Source organism: Streptomyces sp. NBC_00075, from assembly GCF_045041225.1.
GTDB classification, from domain to species: Bacteria; Actinomycetota; Actinomycetes; order Streptomycetales; family Streptomycetaceae; genus Streptomyces; species Streptomyces adonidis.
In genome coordinates this window covers 10691888-10709552 of record NZ_CP108243.1, presented here as the reverse complement: position 1 = coordinate 10709552, position 17665 = coordinate 10691888, and the positions used below count along the sequence as shown (strand labels likewise).

12 protein-coding genes are annotated in these 17665 nt (G+C 69.8%); 9 read left to right on the top strand and 3 right to left on the bottom strand.

The window, feature by feature from the left end; all coding sequences use genetic code 11:
* Window positions 1-31 precede the first annotated feature (31 nt).
* On the bottom strand, window positions 32-2767 hold the full coding sequence (locus OG787_RS46815) for an ATP-binding protein (protein WP_405539611.1): 2736 nt from the start codon (window positions 2765-2767) through the stop codon (window positions 32-34).
* 675 nt (window positions 2768-3442) lie between these two features.
* Between OG787_RS46815 and OG787_RS46810 the strand changes: the two genes are divergently transcribed.
* The 3 genes from OG787_RS46810 to OG787_RS46800 all read left to right on the top strand — a co-directional run bounded on the left by OG787_RS46810 (window position 3443) and on the right by OG787_RS46800 (window position 6091).
* Window positions 3443-4543 carry a LacI family DNA-binding transcriptional regulator gene (locus OG787_RS46810; protein WP_405539610.1) on the top strand — a complete coding sequence of 367 codons (1101 nt, stop codon included), beginning with the start codon at window positions 3443-3445 and terminating at the stop codon, window positions 4541-4543.
* Between the two features lie 218 nt (window positions 4544-4761).
* Window positions 4762-5262, top strand: a complete 501-nt coding sequence (locus OG787_RS46805) for a hypothetical protein (protein ID WP_405539608.1) — start codon at window positions 4762-4764, stop codon at window positions 5260-5262.
* Between the two features lie 556 nt (window positions 5263-5818).
* On the top strand, window positions 5819-6091 hold the full coding sequence (locus OG787_RS46800) for a hypothetical protein (RefSeq protein ID WP_405539606.1): 273 nt from the start codon (window positions 5819-5821) through the stop codon (window positions 6089-6091).
* A gap of 261 nt (window positions 6092-6352) precedes the next feature.
* Here the strand turns inward: OG787_RS46800 and OG787_RS46795 are convergent, their stop codons facing one another.
* Window positions 6353-7360 carry a hydroxyacid dehydrogenase gene (locus OG787_RS46795; protein ID WP_405539604.1) on the bottom strand — a complete coding sequence of 336 codons (1008 nt, stop codon included), beginning with the start codon at window positions 7358-7360 and terminating at the stop codon, window positions 6353-6355.
* A 547-nt stretch (window positions 7361-7907) separates the two neighbouring features.
* Between OG787_RS46795 and OG787_RS46790 the strand changes: the two genes are divergently transcribed.
* From OG787_RS46790 to OG787_RS46770, 5 genes are all read left to right on the top strand, one after another.
* Window positions 7908-9491, top strand: coding sequence for a glycoside hydrolase family 43 protein (locus OG787_RS46790; protein ID WP_405540783.1), 1584 nt, complete (start codon window positions 7908-7910; stop codon window positions 9489-9491).
* Window positions 9488-10276, top strand: coding sequence for an alpha/beta fold hydrolase (locus tag OG787_RS46785; protein ID WP_405539603.1), 789 nt, complete (start codon window positions 9488-9490; stop codon window positions 10274-10276). The genes OG787_RS46790 and OG787_RS46785 overlap by 4 nt, the downstream gene beginning before the upstream one ends.
* The gene (locus tag OG787_RS46780) at window positions 10273-11742 is read left to right on the top strand and encodes a GH39 family glycosyl hydrolase (protein WP_405539602.1); all 1470 of its coding nucleotides are present in this window, start codon (window positions 10273-10275) and stop codon (window positions 11740-11742) included. Before OG787_RS46785 ends, OG787_RS46780 begins: the two co-directional genes overlap by 4 nt.
* 5 nt (window positions 11743-11747) lie before the next feature.
* Window positions 11748-12764, top strand: a complete 1017-nt coding sequence (locus OG787_RS46775) for a LacI family DNA-binding transcriptional regulator (protein ID WP_405539601.1) — start codon at window positions 11748-11750, stop codon at window positions 12762-12764.
* Window positions 12765-13121: 357 nt separating this feature from the next.
* A complete protein-coding gene (locus OG787_RS46770) occupies window positions 13122-14363 on the top strand; it encodes a hypothetical protein (protein ID WP_405539600.1) in 1242 nt (413 codons plus the stop codon).
* 375 nt (window positions 14364-14738) lie between these two features.
* On the opposite strand, the gene OG787_RS46765 is transcribed toward OG787_RS46770, so the two are convergent.
* Complete coding sequence (locus OG787_RS46765) at window positions 14739-14906, bottom strand: transposase (protein WP_405539599.1); 168 nt, start codon at window positions 14904-14906, stop codon at window positions 14739-14741.
* Between the two features lie 322 nt (window positions 14907-15228).
* On the opposite strand from OG787_RS46765, the gene OG787_RS46760 reads away from it, so the two are divergent.
* Entirely contained in the window at window positions 15229-17619 is a 2391-nt protein-coding gene (locus OG787_RS46760; protein ID WP_405540782.1) for a SpoIIE family protein phosphatase, read from the top strand.
* Window positions 17620-17665: the final 46 nt, after the last annotated feature.

The window sequence follows — 17665 nt, the reverse complement described above, 5'->3', positions numbered from 1 at the left end:
GGTCTGTGCCCGTCACCGTAGGATCCGGCAGTTACCGCCGCGTTCCCCGACGTGGTAACTGGCCCAGCCGCTCACGGAGTCCGGTCGCCGCCGCGCGGGCCTGCCTGTCACCGGTGGACTCGGCGATCACGAGCGCCTCATCGAGAAGACCGGCGGCCTCGCCCTCTCGCCCCAGCCGGACAAGTACCCGGGCCTGGTTGGTCAGCGCGTAGGGCAGGCACCAGGACTCGCCGAGGCGCCGCGCCAGTGTCAACGCCTGTGACGCGTGCTCGGCCGCGGCTGCAGGGTCCCCGAGGTTCAGGGTCTGCTGTACGAGGTTGCCGCGGGCCAGGACGATCTCCGCCGGATCGCCCGCGAACTCGACCAGCTCAAGCACCCGCTCCCCATTCGCGTGGGCCTCGGCGAATCGCTCTTCGCGCTGGGCAAGCTGCGCCAGTACGTTGAACGGCCCGACCAGACGCGCCGGGTCCCCGGAGGCCTCCGCCGGGCCCAGCGCACGCTCTGCGGTCCGCCGCGCCTCGGGCAGCCGGTCGAGCAGCAGAAACGCGGACGCCCTGTTGGCCAGGGCCCTGGCCAACAGCTGCGGATCGCCACCGCACAGGGCCTCCGCTCTCGCTGTGACGTCCAGCGTCTCCGCATACCGGCCGGTGCCGAAGTACAACACGCTCTCGGCGAGATGGAACAGGGCGGCCGTACGGGAGTCCAACGCACCGGGATCATGCCCGGCGAGCAGGTCCAGTCCTTCCGCAGGCCGTCCGGCGCGGCTGAGCACCTCAGCCAGAGCGGCGACCGTCCGTACCGATCGCGCCGTCTCCCCCACTGCGCCGAAGCCGACCCGGGCCGCACCAAGGACTTCGGCAGCCCGGTCGTAGCGCCCCAGTGCCCGCAGCACCACGCCCCAGGCGTGGCGCTCCTCGGCGGCCGGAAGGCCGGCGGCCTCCAGCCGGGCGACAAGCTCGGAGTAGTGGCCGTCGGCGGTGTCGTTGGCGTACATCGCGGCAGCCCGGTGCGCCGCCCGGCGCAGGAACTCGACCGCTCGCGGGTCGTCTGCGCGGCTGAGGTGGTAGGCCGCCGCGTCGACCGCCTCGGGGCGGTGGCGTACCAGCGCGTCGGCGAGAAGTATGTGCAGCCTGCGCCGTCGCACGGCGGTGAGCACGTCCCGGCAGGCCAGCCGGATCAGCGGATGCCGGAAGCCGTACTCCACGCTCGGCAGCCCGGCCTTCACCACCGGGGACTCGCCGATGATCCGGCTGCGGACGGCCTCATCGAGATCGTCGAGAAGCGCTCCGACCGCAATCCCCAACTCGGCCGCTGCTTCGGCGAGTTCATCCAGGTGCATCGGCTCGCCCGCCACCGCGAGCAGCTCGGCGACCGTCTGCGCGCCGGGGCCCAGGGCCTGAATGCGCTGAGCCGCCAGATAGCTGACGCGTTCCGGCACACTTCCCGCGCCCCGCGTCAGCGCGGCCGCGCGGTCCGGCGCCGCGGCCAGCTCTCGGGCGAACAGCGGGTTGCCGCCGGAGAGTTCACAGCAGGCCCGCAGGATGGCTTCGTCGGCTTCGCCGATCACGTCGATGCCCATAGCGTCGATCACCAGCCGTCGGCAGTCCGCCTCGGCCAGCCGCATGATCTCCACCCGGCCCGCCATCCCCTGGGCCAGCAGCGAGGTCAGTGTCCTCACCCTCGGATCGCCGGAACCAAGTTCGCCCTCGCGCAGCGTGGTCAGGACCCGAAGCCGTCCGGCACCCACCCGTGCCAGGTGGTACAGCAGCTGGAAACTGCCCAGGTCCGCGGCGTGCAGATCGTCCAGGACGAGCCAGAGCCCGCCCTGCGTCTCCTGCCCCGCGTCGACCAGCAGTGAGGCCACGGCATGGAACAGCCGGGCCCGCTCCTCCTCCGGCCCGCCCCGGCTCACCGGCGCGCCCGTCACCGGCAGCAGTCCGGCCAGGGCCGGATGCCGCACCAATGCGGCCTGTCTGAGCTCATCCGACAACGAGGCCAGATAGTTCCCGATCGCATCACCGATCACCCCGTACGGGGTCGGCCCCTCGGCATCGTGCGCGGTCCCCCACAGCACCAGGGCCCCGCCGTCGGCGGCCAGTCGTACCGCCTCGGCCGCGAGCCGCGTCTTCCCGGCCCCGGCCTCCCCACTGATCACAGTCACCGGCCAACGCGATGCGGCGAGCTCCTGAAGAACCCGTTCTCTGCCCCGCATGGGCATGTCGACGTGCCGGTTCACAACCTCCGGCAGCCGAGGCCCGTCCGGTGCGACGGGCAACGCCCGGACCAACTGCTCGCGCAGCACGACCAGTTCGGCCTCGTAGGGCACCAGCCAGTCGGCATAGCGGTCCTCCGGCAGCAGCTCATTGCCGAGATTTCCGACGGCAGCCACCAAGGCCGCGCGGTCGCCCCGGCGCAGCGCCGACCGCACCTCGTCCATGTCGACCCGGACATGACACAGGCTCACCATCTCACCGTCGGCGACGAGATAGCTCCGTCCGGCCCCCTTCTCCAGGCCCGCCTCCAGGAAGTCCCGGGCCGCGTGCAGGGCGGCCCGAAGATTGCGGCCGGCCACCGCCTCCGCCACGCCTGGCCAGCATGCGTCGATCACCCGCTCGCGATGCAGCCGGTGGCCGGGGGCGAGCGCGAGCACCTTCACCACCGTCCTGGCACTGGAGCGGCGCCAATTCCCCGTCAAAGGTGTGCCGTCACGTGACAGTACGAACCCGCCGAGCAGCCCTACGGCCACAACAGGAGGATCACCTGTCACGGCTCCACCTCCGGGCCCTTGTAGAACTGTGCGCCGACCGGCCGCAGCATAAGGACCACGAACATCCCCCACAAGGCCGACCCCCGCGGAACGGTGACCCGTCCAGGTCAGGAAGAGTCCTCCGGGCCGCCGCCCTCTGCGTCACCCGAGTCGCCACGTCAGAGGCGGGTCAGACCCGGCGAAGGACCAGGCTCCTGCGCGGGCCGACCCAGACGGTGTCGCCGGCCTGCTGGGAGAAGGCCACCTGGGCAGGCTCCCACCACCTGGAACGAGCTGATCGCAGCAGGAGAGAAGTGGCCGCGGCGCCCGCGACGATCGCTCTGGCACGGGTGTTGTTCACTGGTCCTCTGGGTCGGGGTCGTGCGATGCGGTATAGAAACCACTTGCCATAGAACGACGACTCCCTACTCCGAAGAGACATAGGGATGAAGTGAATTTGCTTCCCCAGATCTTCATGAAGGTTGCCGAGCGAGGTAACCGGGATGCCTATTTGCCATACTTGATAAGCTTTCGAAGCCTCGCAGGGCACACGCAACGCGAGCGTTGACCGACCTCGAAGGCCGTCCCTACGGTAGTACGCGGTTACTATCGAGTTCTCTTCTGACTCGACCGCGCCTGGGCCTGACCCGACCGGTGGGCCGGTGATCGTCCCCTGGCACAGTCCACGCATCTACCATGACCGAGCAGGAACGACGGGAGAGCAGAGCCATGGCCAGGGACGCCACCAATGGTGCGGCGGACGGGATCAAGCGCGGGACGATCAAGGAGGTCGCGGCCAGGGCGGGTGTCTCCACGGCAACCGTCTCCCGAGTTCTGGGCGGCACGTATCCGGTGGCCGCCGCCACCCGCACTCGCGTGCAACGCGCACTCAGCGAACTCGACTACGTCGTCAACGCCAATGCCCGCGCCCTGGGCACTTCCACCAGCAACACCGTCGCCTTCGTCGTCAACGATGTCACAGGCCCCTTTTTCGCCCACATCGCTCGCGGTGTCGAGCAACAGGCCACCGCCGAGGGGCGGTTGTGCCTGGTATGCACCACGCACAGCGATCCGGAGCGCGAGATAGCAGTGATCAACCTGATGCGCGAGCAGCGCGCCGAAGCGGTGATCCTGGTGGGCGGCGCACACCAGACCCCCGAGTACACCGAGCGGATGGCCAAGCTCGCCCGGGCCCTGGACTCGGCCGGATCCCGGCTGGTGCTGTGCGGGCGCCCCTCCCTCGGCCGGGATGTCCCGCACACTGTCGTCGAGTACGACAACGAGGGCGGCGCCTTCGCGATGACCAGCTATCTGCTCTCAGCAGGGCACGAGCGCATCGTGCTGCTCGGCACGATGGACGTGTCCACGTCGACGGAACGGGTGGCCGGTTACCGACGGGCACTGGAAAGCCGTGGCATTGCCTTCGACCCTAACCTGGTGGTCCCCGGCGACTTCTCCCGCGAGTTCGGCCACCGGGCGGCCCGTGAACTGCTCGGCAGCGGCCTGGAGTTCACCGCTGTCTTCGCGGTCACCGACATGATCGCCGCCGGTCTGCTGAAAGGACTGCGGGAGGAGGGGGTGCGGGTACCGGAGGACATTTCGGTCGCAGGTTACGACGACATCCCGCTGGCCTCCGATGTCTTCCCAGAACTGACCACGGTCCACATCCCCCACGAGGAACTGGGGCGCACCGCCGTGCGCATGACCCTGAACCAGGCCGAAAACCCCGTCCAGTACGTGAAGATGGGCACCCACGTCGTCGTACGCGGATCAGCGGGGCCTGTGCGCCCGAAGTAGACAGAGCGCCACCGGCGCCTGGCGGGGTTGCCGGCTTGCACGCCTGCCCACCCCCGCGCCGGGCAGTCCGGTCGGCGGTCATCCCAGCGCGTTTGTCATGTCCCGACCGCGATGCGACTGAATCACCTTCGCCGTTCGCTGTCTGGGCGAAGAGACTTACCCCGACCGAGAGCGCCCCTTTGCATCCGGGGCCATCGCACCCCGTGGAGTCCGCACCCATGACTGTCACCCACCTGCGCTGGGGATCCGATGCGTTGTCCCTGCTCATCTCCCACACCCCCGCGGAGCCGGTGAGACTTCTCGCGGCAGGCAAAGCCATGTCGCTGCCCGACCCCCTGAGCGAGCCCGAGCTGTCCGGCCGGCTCGCCCGCCGCACGCTTCCCCTGGTCGAGGTCCAGACAGCGGGCGGCTGGGCACCTCGGGCAATCGGCACGTGGACGGCGCCGCGCGGGCTCTGCGCTACGTCGGCCACGAAAAGGATCAGGACGGCCCTGTTCGGCGTCTGCAAGCGCGCGGGCGTGCTGGTGCTGGGCTCGCAGGCGTATGTGGAGAACGCCGGCGCCGAGCCCGTCACCCTGGAGTTCGTCTCCTCCTTCGCTGTGTCCAACCTCGCCCGGCAGCTGCCCGACGGAGAACGCTGGGAGGACGGTCTGTCCCTGTGGAAGGCGGCCAACCCCTGGAGCGGCGAGTTCCGGTGGGCGCGCGCCACGCTGGCGTAGCACGGCCTGTACGACGTAGGCATGGTGCCGTACGGCCAGACCGGCTCTAAAAACCGGATCGCCGTGACCAGTACGGGCTCGTGGTCATCCTCGGAGTGCCTGCCGTCGGGCTGCCTGGAGGAGACCACGACCGGCCGCGCCCTGCTCTGGCAGATCGAACACAACGGCTCCTGGCACGCCGAACTCTCCGACGCTTCGACGACGTCTGCCTCGTCCTCGGCGGCCCCAACGACCGCGAGCACCAGTGGCGTCGGCGCCTGGACCCGGGTGACTCCTTCCGCACGGTCTCGGTGGCCGTCGCCCTCGTGCCGTCCGGCGGCGTCGAGCCCGCGCTGGGCGCCATGACCCTGCACCGCCGTGCCAGCCGTCGGCAGCACCCGGACCACCAAGGTCTTCCGGTGGTCTTCAACGACTTCATGAACAGCCTGATGGGCGAGCCCCACGAAGGCCCTGCTGCCCCGGGTGGACGCGGCAGCGGCAGCGAGCGCCGAGGTCTTCTGCGTCGACGCGGAACGGCCCGGCGCCGTCGCCCCGGGCGGGGTGCCCGGCTGGTGGGATGCCGTCAGCGGTATGGGCGGAGTCGGCGGCGCGTTTCCCGGGCGGGCTGGGCGAGATCCTCGACCGCATCCGCGAGGCGGGTATGGTGCCGGGTCTGTGGCTGGAGCCCGAGGTCGGGGGCGTACGCAGCCCGATTGCCGCCACCCTGCTGGAGGACGCGTTCTTCCGCCGGGACGGCGTCCGCCTCGCCGAGTGGGGCCGCCACCAGCTCGACCTGCACGGACACTCGGGCGGCGGACCTCTCCGGCACCGCCGGGTGGGCCGACGGTAATCTGCGGCGCCGTGGTGCGGCTCGGCCCGCACCCGAGGCACCTGCCCCCGGGGAGCAACGCTCCCTGCCCGGGGTCACTCTCCGCAGCGGGCAAGGACGGTTCATCGTCGGCACGGATGCGGAGTTCCCGCTCACCCACGAGGGCGGGACAGCAGAGCCATCGGCGGGATATCCCACAAGGTGGCGGGAGCCCGGCAGCGGAAACGCGGCCCGCATACGAGCGCCGGCCCGCGGCGGACGGGTTCTGAGACCGATACGGCGTCAGGCCAAGTGCGCGAGGTCGGAGCGTCGGACCTGGTACATCGGGGACTGGCCGACGGTGAGGTGTTCGAGTTCTGTCACGACGGTGCCGCCGAGCCGTGCCAGTTCGTTGCCGACCGAACCGGCGATGTGCGGGGTGAGGAAGACGTTGGGCAGGTGGTGCAGTGGGGAGTCGCCGGGCAGCGGTTCGGGTTCGGTGACGTCGAGGACGGCACCGATGCGGCCCGAGACCAGTTCCTCGGTGAGTGCGACAGGGTCGATCAGCGAGCCGCGTGAGGTGTTGATGAGGACACCGCCGTCGGGGATGAGGGCAAGCCGCTCGCCGTCGAGCATCCGGTAAGTGGCGGGAATCTCGGGCGCATGCAGACTGACGATGTCGCTGGCGCGCAGCAGTTCGTCCAGGGGCAGCAGACGTGCGCCGAGAGCGGCTGCCTCGGCCTCGTCGACATACGGATCGTGCAGCGTGACCCGCAGATCGAAGGGGCGCAGCAGTTCGAGTACCCGGCGGCCGACCCGGGAGGCACCGATGATGCCCACCCGCCGTCCGTTGTTGCCCAGACCGGTGAGGTCCTGGGACAGGGGGTATGTGTGCTCACGGCGGTAGCGCTCGTTCAGCGCGAAGGCGTCCTTCCCAGCGAGAAGGATCATCGCCAGGGCGTACTCGGCCACGGGCAGGGCATTGGCCTGGACCGCACTGCAGACGATCAGACCACGCTCCCAGCATGCGTCGGTGACCACGCTGCGGATACTTCCGGCCGCGTGCAGTATGGCGCGCAGCCGGGGTGCGGCGGCAAGCGCCGCCGCGTCGACGGACGGGCAGCCCCAACCGGTGATCAGGATCTCCGTCTCGGCGAGCGCCGCCGTGACGCCCGGGTCGGTGAAGTCCTGAGCGACTGCCTTCTCGTCGATCCGTACCAGTTGACCGAGCCGGTCCAGAGCTGGGCGCGGGAAGAGCTCGGGCAGGTGCACGGGGTTCATGGCGAACAGAGCCGCCGGACGGTCACTCATGGGTCTCCTGCGCTTCGGGCCAGTGAATCAGCAACAGCAATAGTAATCGCGTACTAGAGCTCACCACGCCCTCCGAGCAAGGTCAACGCATGCGCAAGAAATCACGGCCGCTGGGCCATGACCGCGAAGTCAAGTAGCCCAAATTCCCATAAACGACATGATTATGGACATGGGATGCCAGCCTCCAACAGGAGACTTTCTGAAATACATGGACCTCGACTCTTGCAGCTGCGGCGATCCCGACCCTACGTTTCCAGCAACCGATTACTATGACTCCTGGGCAACTGCCGCGACCGTGTCCCAGCAACTGCCTTCGAGCCGCAGCCCGCGTCGGGCGCCGGCCCTCGCACTGGCCGCTCGCCAAGCGTCGGCCACACTCTCAAGAAGCTCGACGACGCCTGCGCCAAGGCCGACAAGAAGTAGGACGACCGGCATCGTGACCACCACCGCACACGGCGAAGGGTTCCGCCTTCCCGAACCCCTCCCCCTTCCCGAACCCCTCCCCCAGCTCCGCGAGCAGGGGACCACCCACAGCGACCTCCCTGCCGTGCTCCGCAACCCTGTGCTGCGGGGCTTCGAGCCCGACCCGTCCATCCTCCGCGTGGGCGAGGACTACTACCTGGCCACCTCAACCTTCGAGTGGTATCCCGGCGTCCGCATTCACCACTCCCGCGACCTCGTCAACTGGCGCTGCCTCGGCGGCGTACTGGACGACAAGCGGCTGCTCGATCTCCAGGGCGTACCGGACTCCGGAGGCATCTGGGCACCCGGGCTGTCCTACGCCGACGGCCTGTTCCACCTCGTCTTCACCGTCGTCGACACCTACGGCGAGGGCTGGAAGGACGTCCCCAACTACCTGACCACCGCACCCTCGATCGAGGGCCCCTGGTCGGATCCGGTGCCGCTGCACGCCCGGGGCTTCGACACCTCGTTCTTCACCGACGAGGACGGCAGCAGCTGGCTGCTGAACATGCGCTTCGACTGGCGGCCCGGCCACGAGACGTTCGCCGGGATACAGCTCCAGCGCTACGACCGTGCCGCCCGCCGCGTGACCGGCGAACCCCGCACCATCTTCCGGGGCACCGCCCTCGGCGTCACCGAGGGCCCGCACCTCTACCGCCGTGACGGCTGGTACTACCTGGTCACCGCCGAGGGCGGCACCGGCTACGAGCACCAGACCACCGTCGCGCGCTCCCGCAGCATCGACGGCCCCTACGAGACCGACCCCGCCGGTCCCATGCTGACGTCACGGCACGACCCGTCGCTGGAGCTGCAGAAAGCCGGGCACTGCTCGCTGGTCGAGACCCAGTACGGCCAGTGGTACGCCGCCCACATCACCGCCCGGCCCTACGGCGAACGCGGTCGCTGTGTGCTCGGGCGCGAGACCGCCCTGCAACCCGTCGAGTGGAGCGAGGACGGCTGGCCCCGCATCGCGGGTGGCATCCCCGCCGTCGAGATCCCGGTCCCCACGCTTGCGAACGCCCCGGTACCCGAGCCCCCGGCGACCGATCTCTTCGAAGGACCGCGGCTCGGGCCCGAGTGGTCGACGCTGCGCCGCCCCGCCGCGCCGCACTGGGTCAGTCCCGCCCCGGGACGCCTGCGGATCGTCGGCGGCCAGTCTGCGGGCAGCCGCCGCGCCCCCAGCCTGGTCGCCCGCAGGGTCACCGATCAACACTGCGTGTTCGAGACCCGGATGGACTTCGAACCCCGCACTTCCGACCACCTCGCCGGCCTCACCGCCTACTACAACACCCGCAACTGGCACTACCTCCATCTGACAGCCGGCGACCACGGCTCCCCACTCCTGCGAGTCCTCAGCTGCGAGGCCGGACGGCTCACCCTCCATGAGCCCGGGATCGCCGTCGAGAGCGGGGCGCCCGTCGTGCTGGGCGTCGAGTTCGACGGACCGGTGCTGCGCTTCTCGTACGACATCGGCGACCGGGTGCGCCAGTTCCCGGTGGAACTCGACGCCACGACGGTCTCCGACGAGGCCGCCGACGAATTCCAGGACGGCCGCGTCCGCACCCTCGGCTTCACCGGCGCCATGCTCGGCCTCTGGGTCCAGGACCTCGACGGCAGCGGAGTCCACGCGGACTTCGCCTACGCCACCTACCGGACCGGCCACTCATGACAGCCGTCGGCGGGCGCGCCCGGCTCTTCCACACCGACCTCGGCCCGGCCCACCAGCCCACGCTGCTGCTGGTGCACGGCTGGGGCGGCGACGGGCGCGAGTGGTCGCCGCACGCGGAGGCGCTCGCTGACCGGTACCGGGTCGTCGTGCCCGATCTGCGGGGACACGGACGCTCGGAGGTGCCGGAGAAGCACAACACACCGGCCGAGATGGCGCACGACCTGGCCGAGCTGCTGGACCGGCTCGGCACCGCACCCGTCTTCGCCGTCGGGCACTCGATGGGCGGGCAGGTCGTCAACCTGCTCGCCGTCCACCACCCGAGGGCCGTACGGTCCGTGGTCGCTCTCGACCCCGCGCACGGTGCGCACGGGGCCGAGGCAGCGGACATTCCGCGCCGCCTGACCACGTATCAGGAGGAGGGTTCCGCCGCGGCGGCCGGGTTCGTGGCCGGCGCCTTCTCCGCCGACGCTCCGCCCGGACTGCGTACCGCGCACATCCGGACCATGCTGGGCACCCCCGGCCATGTCATCGCCCAGGCGTACGCGGGGATGTACACCGACCCGGACGCCGTGGGAGTCCGCCCGCACAGCGAGACGTATCTGCGCCGCCGCCCCTGCCCGGCGCTCACCGTATGGACCTCGGCCGAGGCCGCCGACTGGGAACGCGCCACCCTCCGTGTCCCCGGCTCCCGGGTGGACCACTGGCCCGACACCGGCCACTATCTGCACGAGGAACACCCGGACCGTACTGTCGGGCTCATCCGGGACTGGGTGTCGGCCGCATGACTCTCTCCCTCGCGGTGGGCGCCCGTGCCCCCGGCACCCCACTGGCCCACCTCTGGTCCGCCTGCGCCGGCGCCGGACGGGCCCCCGGTGGACTCCGGGCCGACTGGCAGGAGCAACTGCGACTGGTGAAGGATGCGGCCGGCTTCCGCTTCGTGCGGGTCTCCGGGCTGCCGCAGGCCGGCATGTTCCTGCGCCGGCGGGACGGGGAAGGCGAGGCGGTACTCGACTTCCCGTACCTGGACGACTTTTTTGACCGGATGCTGCACGCCGGGGTCCGCCCCTTCCTCGAACTCGACTTCCCCCGGGGCGACTTCGCCGACGAGGCCAGCTTGGCAGACCGGTCGCACGCCTACGAGGCTCCGTTGCCCGACCTGGAGGAGTGGAGCGAGCGGATTCGGGAGCTCGCCGAACACTGGATCGACCGCTACGGGCTCGACGAGGTCCGTTCCTGGTACTTCGAAGTGCGGAGCGAGCCCGTCCGTGTCCCGTTCCTACGGGGTTCGCACAGCGGGTATCTCGATCTGTACGGAGTCGCCGTCCGGGCCCTGAAGGAGGCGGACCACGGATTGCGCGTCGGCGGCCGGACGACCGGCGACCGTGCTTCCGGCGTGCGGGAATTCCTCGCCTTCTGCCACGCCGCCGGGCTACCGGTGGACTTCGTCTCCTGCCCCTCGTACGCCACCGGCCGGGCCGCGGACGCGCACGAACAGCACGCCCCCGCCACCACCCGCGATCTGCGCACCCTGCGCCGCGTGGTCGGCGAGAGCGCCTACCCCGACGCCGAGATCCACCTCACGGGCTCGGACCCCGGCCCGTCCCCGCACAACCTGCTCCGAGCCGCGACTCTCGCGGTCAGAACCAGCCTGGACTCGATCGGCCTCGTGCACTCCATCGCCCCTGGCGGGTCCGCCGACCCCTTGGGGGCGCCCCGGGCCGGGAGCGCCCCCTTCCACGGCGACTTCGGACTGGTCACCCACCAGGGAGTGCCGAAACCCGCCTTCCACGCCTACCGGATGCTGCACCTGCTCGGCGACGAACTCCTCGCCCAGGTGCAGGGCCTGGTCGTCACCCGGCACAGCGCCACCGGCGCACTCGCCGCCCTCGGCTACCACTGCCCGCCCGAGGCCGCCCAGGTTCCACCCGACTCCAGCGGCTCGCACGACTGCACCGAACGCGTTCCCGCGACCGGTGAACCACGCCGCCTCCGTGTCGAACTCGTCCATCTGCGACCGAGGTCGGCGGTCACGATCCAGACTCTGGACGGCGCGCACGGCAACGCCGTCGCCGCCTGGCACGCCATGGGAGCCCCCGAAACCCCCACCCGCGAACAGACCGCCCTGCTGCGAACCGCCGGTCACGCCATACGCCGGGTCATCCGCAGCGTCGGCCCGGACGGGCGGTTCCTGTTCGACGAGGACATCGAGCCGTGGAGCGTCATCCTGCTGCACCAGGGCCGGGAGGAGTGACGACCATGCCACGTACGACGTCGCTGCCGACGCTCGCCCAGATCGCCCAGATCGCGGGTGTCTCGGTCCCCACCGCCTCCCGGGTGGTCAACGGCCGGGAGAACGTTGCGCCGGAGACCCGGCTACGGGTGGAGGAAGCGGTGCGCAAGGCAGGCTATGTACGACGGCCGCAGTCGGCCCCGTCCGGTCCCGTCCCCCTGGTGGACGTGGTACTGCCCGGCTTCGGAAGCGGCTGGTCCGGCGAGGTGCTGCGCGGAGCGGAAGCGGCCGGCGCCGAGTTGGGCCTCGGCATTGTGGTCTCCTCATGGCTGCGGGACCGCGCGGGGCGCCTGGACCGACTGGCGGCCCACGGGACGTCCGCAGTGCTGTTCGCCGGTACAAGGCTCAACCCCACCCAGCACCTCTGGCTCTCCCGCCGTCGAATCCCGTACGCCGTCCTGGAGCCAGGCGTGGAGCCGCCGCCCGGTGTGCCCGCCGTCGGAGCCGACAATCGCTCCGGCGGCCGGGCCGCCACCGAACATCTGCTGGCCCTGGGCCACCGGCGGATCGCGGTGCTGGGCGGTCACCGGCGGATGCCGAGCAGCAACGCCCGTATCAACGGCTACCGTCAGGCACTCACGTCCGCGTGGATCAAGCCCAGGCCGGAATACGTACGTCATGCCGGCTTCGATACCGACCGGGCCGAGCAGCTTGCGGGAGAACTGCTGGACCTTCCGGAGCCGCCCACTGCCCTCTTCCTCTGTTCGGACGAGATGGCCTTCGGAGTCCTGCGGGCGGCCGGTCGGCGCGGGCTGCGCGTGCCGGACGACCTCAGCGTGGTCGGCTTCGACGACATCCCCGACGCTCGCCGCCTGGTACCGGGTCTGACAACCGTGCACCAGCCGATCGCCGAGATGGCAGCCACGGCCCTGCGCACCCTGGTGCGCCTGCTGCACGGGCTGCACGTCGACGACACCCGTACGGACCTTCCCACCCGGCTCGTCGTGCGCGGCAGCACCGCCCCTCCCCCGCCCGTGCCTTGATCCCCCGCGCGGACTCCCTCTTCCTCCGGCCGGTCACCGACGTACACCCGTCACAGCCGGTCAATCACGTCTTCCCTTCACAGCAGCAGGGAGCACCGTCCATGAACGCGACCAGCGGCCGCAACATCCTGCGGGGAGTCGGCGCGGCCACCCTCAACGCCCAGTGGTGGACACCCGCCGAGGCCGCGGGCGGGACGGCAGGCTCCGCCCTCGACACCGTCGTCTTCGACGCTGGTGCTGTACACAGCCGACCGCCGCGGCTGCTGATCATGTCGGCGCCGGCCCCATCAGGCGGCTGGCGCCGTGCGACGTACGACCGGGCAACTTACGTTCACTTCACGACAGGAGACTCACATCGTGGCGTCCGACAAGGCGGCTGCCAAGCACCAGGTATGTCTGTGGCTGACTCCGAAGATCTTCCCTGATTTGAGCGATCCGTTGCCTCGGGTGCGGGAGTTCTTCGACCACTACGCGGAGTGGACCACTACGGCCGACCAGGTGGTCGTCGTCTTCTGCGCGGGCAATGGCGACCACATCCTCAACTACCGCGGCCTCGAGAACGTTCAGGACTCCTTCGACTGGGCCCGCTACAACTGCTACGCCGGCGAACACGCCGATGCGATGGCGCACAACCTCAACTGGCTCCTGCGGGTGCGCGAGGGTGGCGAACGCTCGTACAACCCGTACTGCGCCGGGCCGATGTTCATCCTCAGCGAGCAGGTCATGACGTATCGGGTGCTGCAGCGCATCTACGCCGCGCTGCGGGAGGAAGCGGACCGCCGGGGCATAGAGCTTCGGCTGCTGGAATACCTCGAGCCCGGACCCGAGTTCTGCCGCAGCGAGTGGAAGACCCACCGCCATCCCGAGGGCGCACCGGGCAGCGCGGACGCGGGCGGCACCATGGCCACGGGCGTGATCGACGTGTGCTCCTCGCTGCGCGCCGACGAGCGTGCGTACGCCGCTTACCCGCAGGGCATCGAAGAAGGCCTGTGCACGGGTGACTTCGTCGCGGCGCAGACCGCTGCCTTCACCCGGGACATGGAGCTGGACGGAGTCTTCCTGGGCAACCAGTTCGGCCTCCTCGGCTTCTGGCATCCGGACAACGCTCCCGAGCCGACCCCCGAACGCCGGGCCGGGATCACCCGATTCTTCGACGGGCTGCGGGAACAGATGGGCGACAGGCTCATCTACTGGATGGACTCCTACTGGCCCGCCGAGGTCGAGGGCGAACGATGGGCCATGAGCCCGGAGAACTACCGCCGTCTCGACGCGGTCATGGTCAGCAATTTCGCGGTGCTGGTGGAACGCACACAGATCATCCCCAATCTGGAGAGCCGACTGCGTATCCGCGACCAGCACGGCGGCGGCCCGAAAGTGCTGTTCTCCTTCGACTTCGTCGACCCCTGGTACACGTACCGCGTCCACCTGGACGACCGGAAGAACTTCGAGTACCAGCACCAGGTCTACCGCCAGTACGGCGATCGCTGCGACGGAGTGACCTTCTTCGCCAACGACACCTTCGGCCACTTCGTCACCCATCCCCCGCTCGCCGAAACCCACGCCGTCGTCACCGGCGTCCTCGACCGCCGGACGACATGAGCTGGGCATACGGCTCCCCCCTTCCCGGGACTTCAACCCGACGGAGAGATTCATGACCGCACGCAATCCCGCCGTGTCCCGCAAGACGATGATCGATCTCGCAGCCGGTGGGCCGGGGGTCTACTGACTCGATTCCCCGATCTGCCCGCCAGGTGGAGCGCTTCGCCGACAAGGCATGGAACCGATCTGTCATTCGGCCCGACCAGCCGGAGAACACCGCGACCGCGATGGTCCTCCCCGCCGGTCTTGCCCTCGCCGCGGTAGCCCTCGGAGGCGCGATGAGTGGCCTGTCCGGCTGTGGATTTAGTGCAACTGCTGCCCGTCGTTCACCGGCCAAGACGATCAGCAGGGCGGCACCACCGCTCTTCACGCCGATTACCCAGGCGACGCCGTCGTCCAATTGGAAGACATCACCGACGAGGTCCAGAGTGAGACCTCGTCGGTGGCAATCTTCCGCGACACCAGCCGCTGTCCTTCGGCGTTGATCACAGTGCAGTGGTGGTGGGTCTTGCCTGCGTCTATGCCGGCCCACGATTCGGGCACGGGCACCTCCGTCGTACCGCTGGCGCTCGTGGTTCCAGCTCACGACCTCGCCGTCGCGCCCTTACCCAGCGATCTTGTTCGCGCATCCCGATCAGCGGCCGAGTCGTCGCGAGGCGCCGGGCGGCCGATCCCGCCGAGCCGTCCCCCTCGGAACCGTGCAAGCGTGGGCGTTACCGCTTCGGAGCCGACGCCGACGCCGCTTGTGAGTGGTCAGACCCGGGATCGTGCGGAAGACTGGGGGAAGGAGTCACCTGTGCGGAATGCGAGAGACAGATCCATTGGCGAGGGTGTCGCTGCCGACGCGGACGCCGACGTAGCGGGGATGCCCTCGGTGGCAGAGACCCTGGCGGCGGTCGACAGTCGTGGCAGAGTCTCGGCTTGGGGTATGGCCGCCGAGCGCATGCTTGGATACGAACCCGCCGAAGTGGTGGGACAGTCTGTGCACGGCCTACTTGCCACGGAACTGCCTGCTGCGGCCAAGCGAGGGTATGCCGCGCGGGAGGCGTGGAGCGGGGTGGTCTCGGCGCGGCACCGCGACGGTTATCGGCTGGAGCTGGCGGTTCTCGCGCAGCCGCTCCAGGGCGCCACCGGCGGCCCGCTGTGGATCGTGTCGGCCAGTGCCCCCGAGCAACCGGACAACGAGCCCGACGCCGACAAGCTGAAGAAGTGGGCACTGACCCAGCTTCCGATGGCCGTGGCGGTGGGCGACAGACACGGACGGATCATGGGGTTCAACGACGCATCCCGTGCCCTGGCGGGGAAGGCGGAGACGGAATCCCTCGGGCTGCGGATGGGCGAGACAGAGCCCGGACAGTTCTTCCCCGGTGCCGAGGAGTTCCCTGCCCTCGCTGAGCGGGCGCTGCGTATGGGGGACGTGGTGTCCGGTGATTTCGTCGGACGGGCACCTGCCGAGAGCCGCGAGCGCTCCTGGTCGACAGTGTTCTTTCCGTTGAAGGACCCGGAGGGACAGATACGGGGCGTCGGCACCGCGCTGTACGACACCACCGAGCAGTACTGGGCTCGCCGACGGCTTTCCCTGGTGAACGAGGCCAGCATCCGGATCGGCAGCACCCTGGATGTCTCCCGAACCGCGCAGGAGTTGGCGGATGTGGGCACCGACCGCTTCGCCGACTTCGTGATCGTCGATCTCCTGGACTCCGCGCTCCAGGGCGAGGAATCGGATCAGGAGGCGACACCGCTCGTCTTCCGGCGGGTTGCCCAGCAGTCCGTGCTGGAGGGCTGCCCGGAAGCGGTGATCCACGTCGGGCGAACCCACAGCTATCCTGAGGACTCGGATCCGTCCCGCGCCCTGGCCACCGGGATCCCCTCCCGGCACCACCTCGAAGGCGCCGCCGTTCCCAAGTGGGTGGCTGCGCATCCGGGCCGCACGCGCAGCGCCGTGACGTATGGAATCCACTCGTTGCTGGTGGTGCCGCTGCAGGCCCGCGGAACCACTCTGGGACTCGCGCAGTTCTTCCGCCACCGAACGCCCTACCCCTTCGATGAGGACGACCTGCGGCTCGCCCAGGAGATCACGGCCCGGGCAGCGGTGTGCGTCGACAACGCCCGCCGTTACACCCGCGAACGCACCACCGCGATCGCCCTTCAGCAAAGCCTGCTGCCCCGGCACACACCGCGGCAGTCCGCCGTGGAAGTCGCCTCCCGCTACATTCCCGCCGGTTCTCGCGCGGGTGTGGGCGGCGACTGGTTCGATGTGATCCCGTTGTCCGGAGCCCGGGTCGCCCTGGTGGTGGGCGACGTGGTCGGCCACGGTCTGCACGCCTCTGCGGCCATGGGCCGGCTTCGGACAGCGGTACGCACCCTCGCCGACGTCGACCTGGCACCCGACGAGTTGCTGACCCGCCTCGACGACGTGGTCATCCGCCTGGAACGGGAGGCATCGTCACCGGCCGGCGAGATCAGTGCCACCTGCCTGTACGCGATCTACGACCCGGTCTCCCGCACCTGTTCCCTGGCCAGCGCCGGGCATGTGCTGCCCGCCGTGGTCAGCCCCGACGGCGGGGTGGAGTTCCTGGAGCTGCAGGTCGGCCCGCCACTGGGCGTGGGCGGGTTCCCCTTCGAAACAGCCGATGTCGAGCTGCGCGAAGGCAGCCTGCTCGCCCTGTTCACCGACGGCCTCATCGAGACCTCCAACCGGGACATCGACGCCGGGCTCGCCCTCCTCGGCCAAGCCCTGAGTCAGCCCTCCCCGTCGCTGGAGGGAACATGCGACCTCGTCCTGGACTCCCTGCTGTCCACACGCCCCACCGACGACATCGCCCTTCTCCTCGCCCGCACCCACGCTCTCGACGCCGGTCAGGTGGTCGCCTGGGATCTGCCCGCCAACCCCGCTGTCGTCACCGATGCCCGCAAGCACACCGCCAACCAGTTGACGGCCTGGGGTCTGGAAGACATCACCTTCACGACGGAACTGGTGGTCAGCGAACTCGTCACCAATGCCATCCGCTACGGCGGTGGCCCCATCCAGCTCCGCCTCATCAAGGACGCCACGCTCATCTGCGAGGTCTCGGACCCCAGCAGCACCGCCCCGCACCTACGGCGCGCCCGCATTTTTGACGAAGGCGGACGCGGTCTGCTGCTTGTCGCCCAGCTCACCGACCACTGGGGCACCCGTCAGACCCCCACCGGCAAGATCATCTGGGCTGAGCAGGCCTTCCCCGCCACCGGCCACGACTCACCCACCGCGCTCTGACGGATGCCGGCATGGCGCAGGACAATGCCGTGGCATTGTGGCGCAG

What these genes read in the sequence shown, in the direction of transcription:
- OG787_RS46810 (WP_405539610.1), top strand. Translation starts at nt 3,443, where the DNA reads ATGACCGAGCAGGAACGACGGGAGAGCAGAGCCATGGCCAGGGACGCC.
- OG787_RS46805 (WP_405539608.1), top strand. Translation starts at nt 4,762, where the DNA reads ATGACTGTCACCCACCTGCGCTGGGGATCCGATGCGTTGTCCCTGCTC.
- OG787_RS46800 (WP_405539606.1), top strand. Translation starts at nt 5,819, where the DNA reads ATGCCGTCAGCGGTATGGGCGGAGTCGGCGGCGCGTTTCCCGGGCGGG.
- OG787_RS46795 (WP_405539604.1), bottom strand. Translation starts at nt 7,360, where the DNA reads ATGAGTGACCGTCCGGCGGCTCTGTTCGCCATGAACCCCGTGCACCTG.
- OG787_RS46785 (WP_405539603.1), top strand. Translation starts at nt 9,488, where the DNA reads ATGACAGCCGTCGGCGGGCGCGCCCGGCTCTTCCACACCGACCTCGGC.
- OG787_RS46780 (WP_405539602.1), top strand. Translation starts at nt 10,273, where the DNA reads ATGACTCTCTCCCTCGCGGTGGGCGCCCGTGCCCCCGGCACCCCACTG.
- OG787_RS46775 (WP_405539601.1), top strand. Translation starts at nt 11,748, where the DNA reads ATGCCACGTACGACGTCGCTGCCGACGCTCGCCCAGATCGCCCAGATC.
- OG787_RS46760 (WP_405540782.1), top strand. Translation starts at nt 15,229, where the DNA reads ATGCCCTCGGTGGCAGAGACCCTGGCGGCGGTCGACAGTCGTGGCAGA.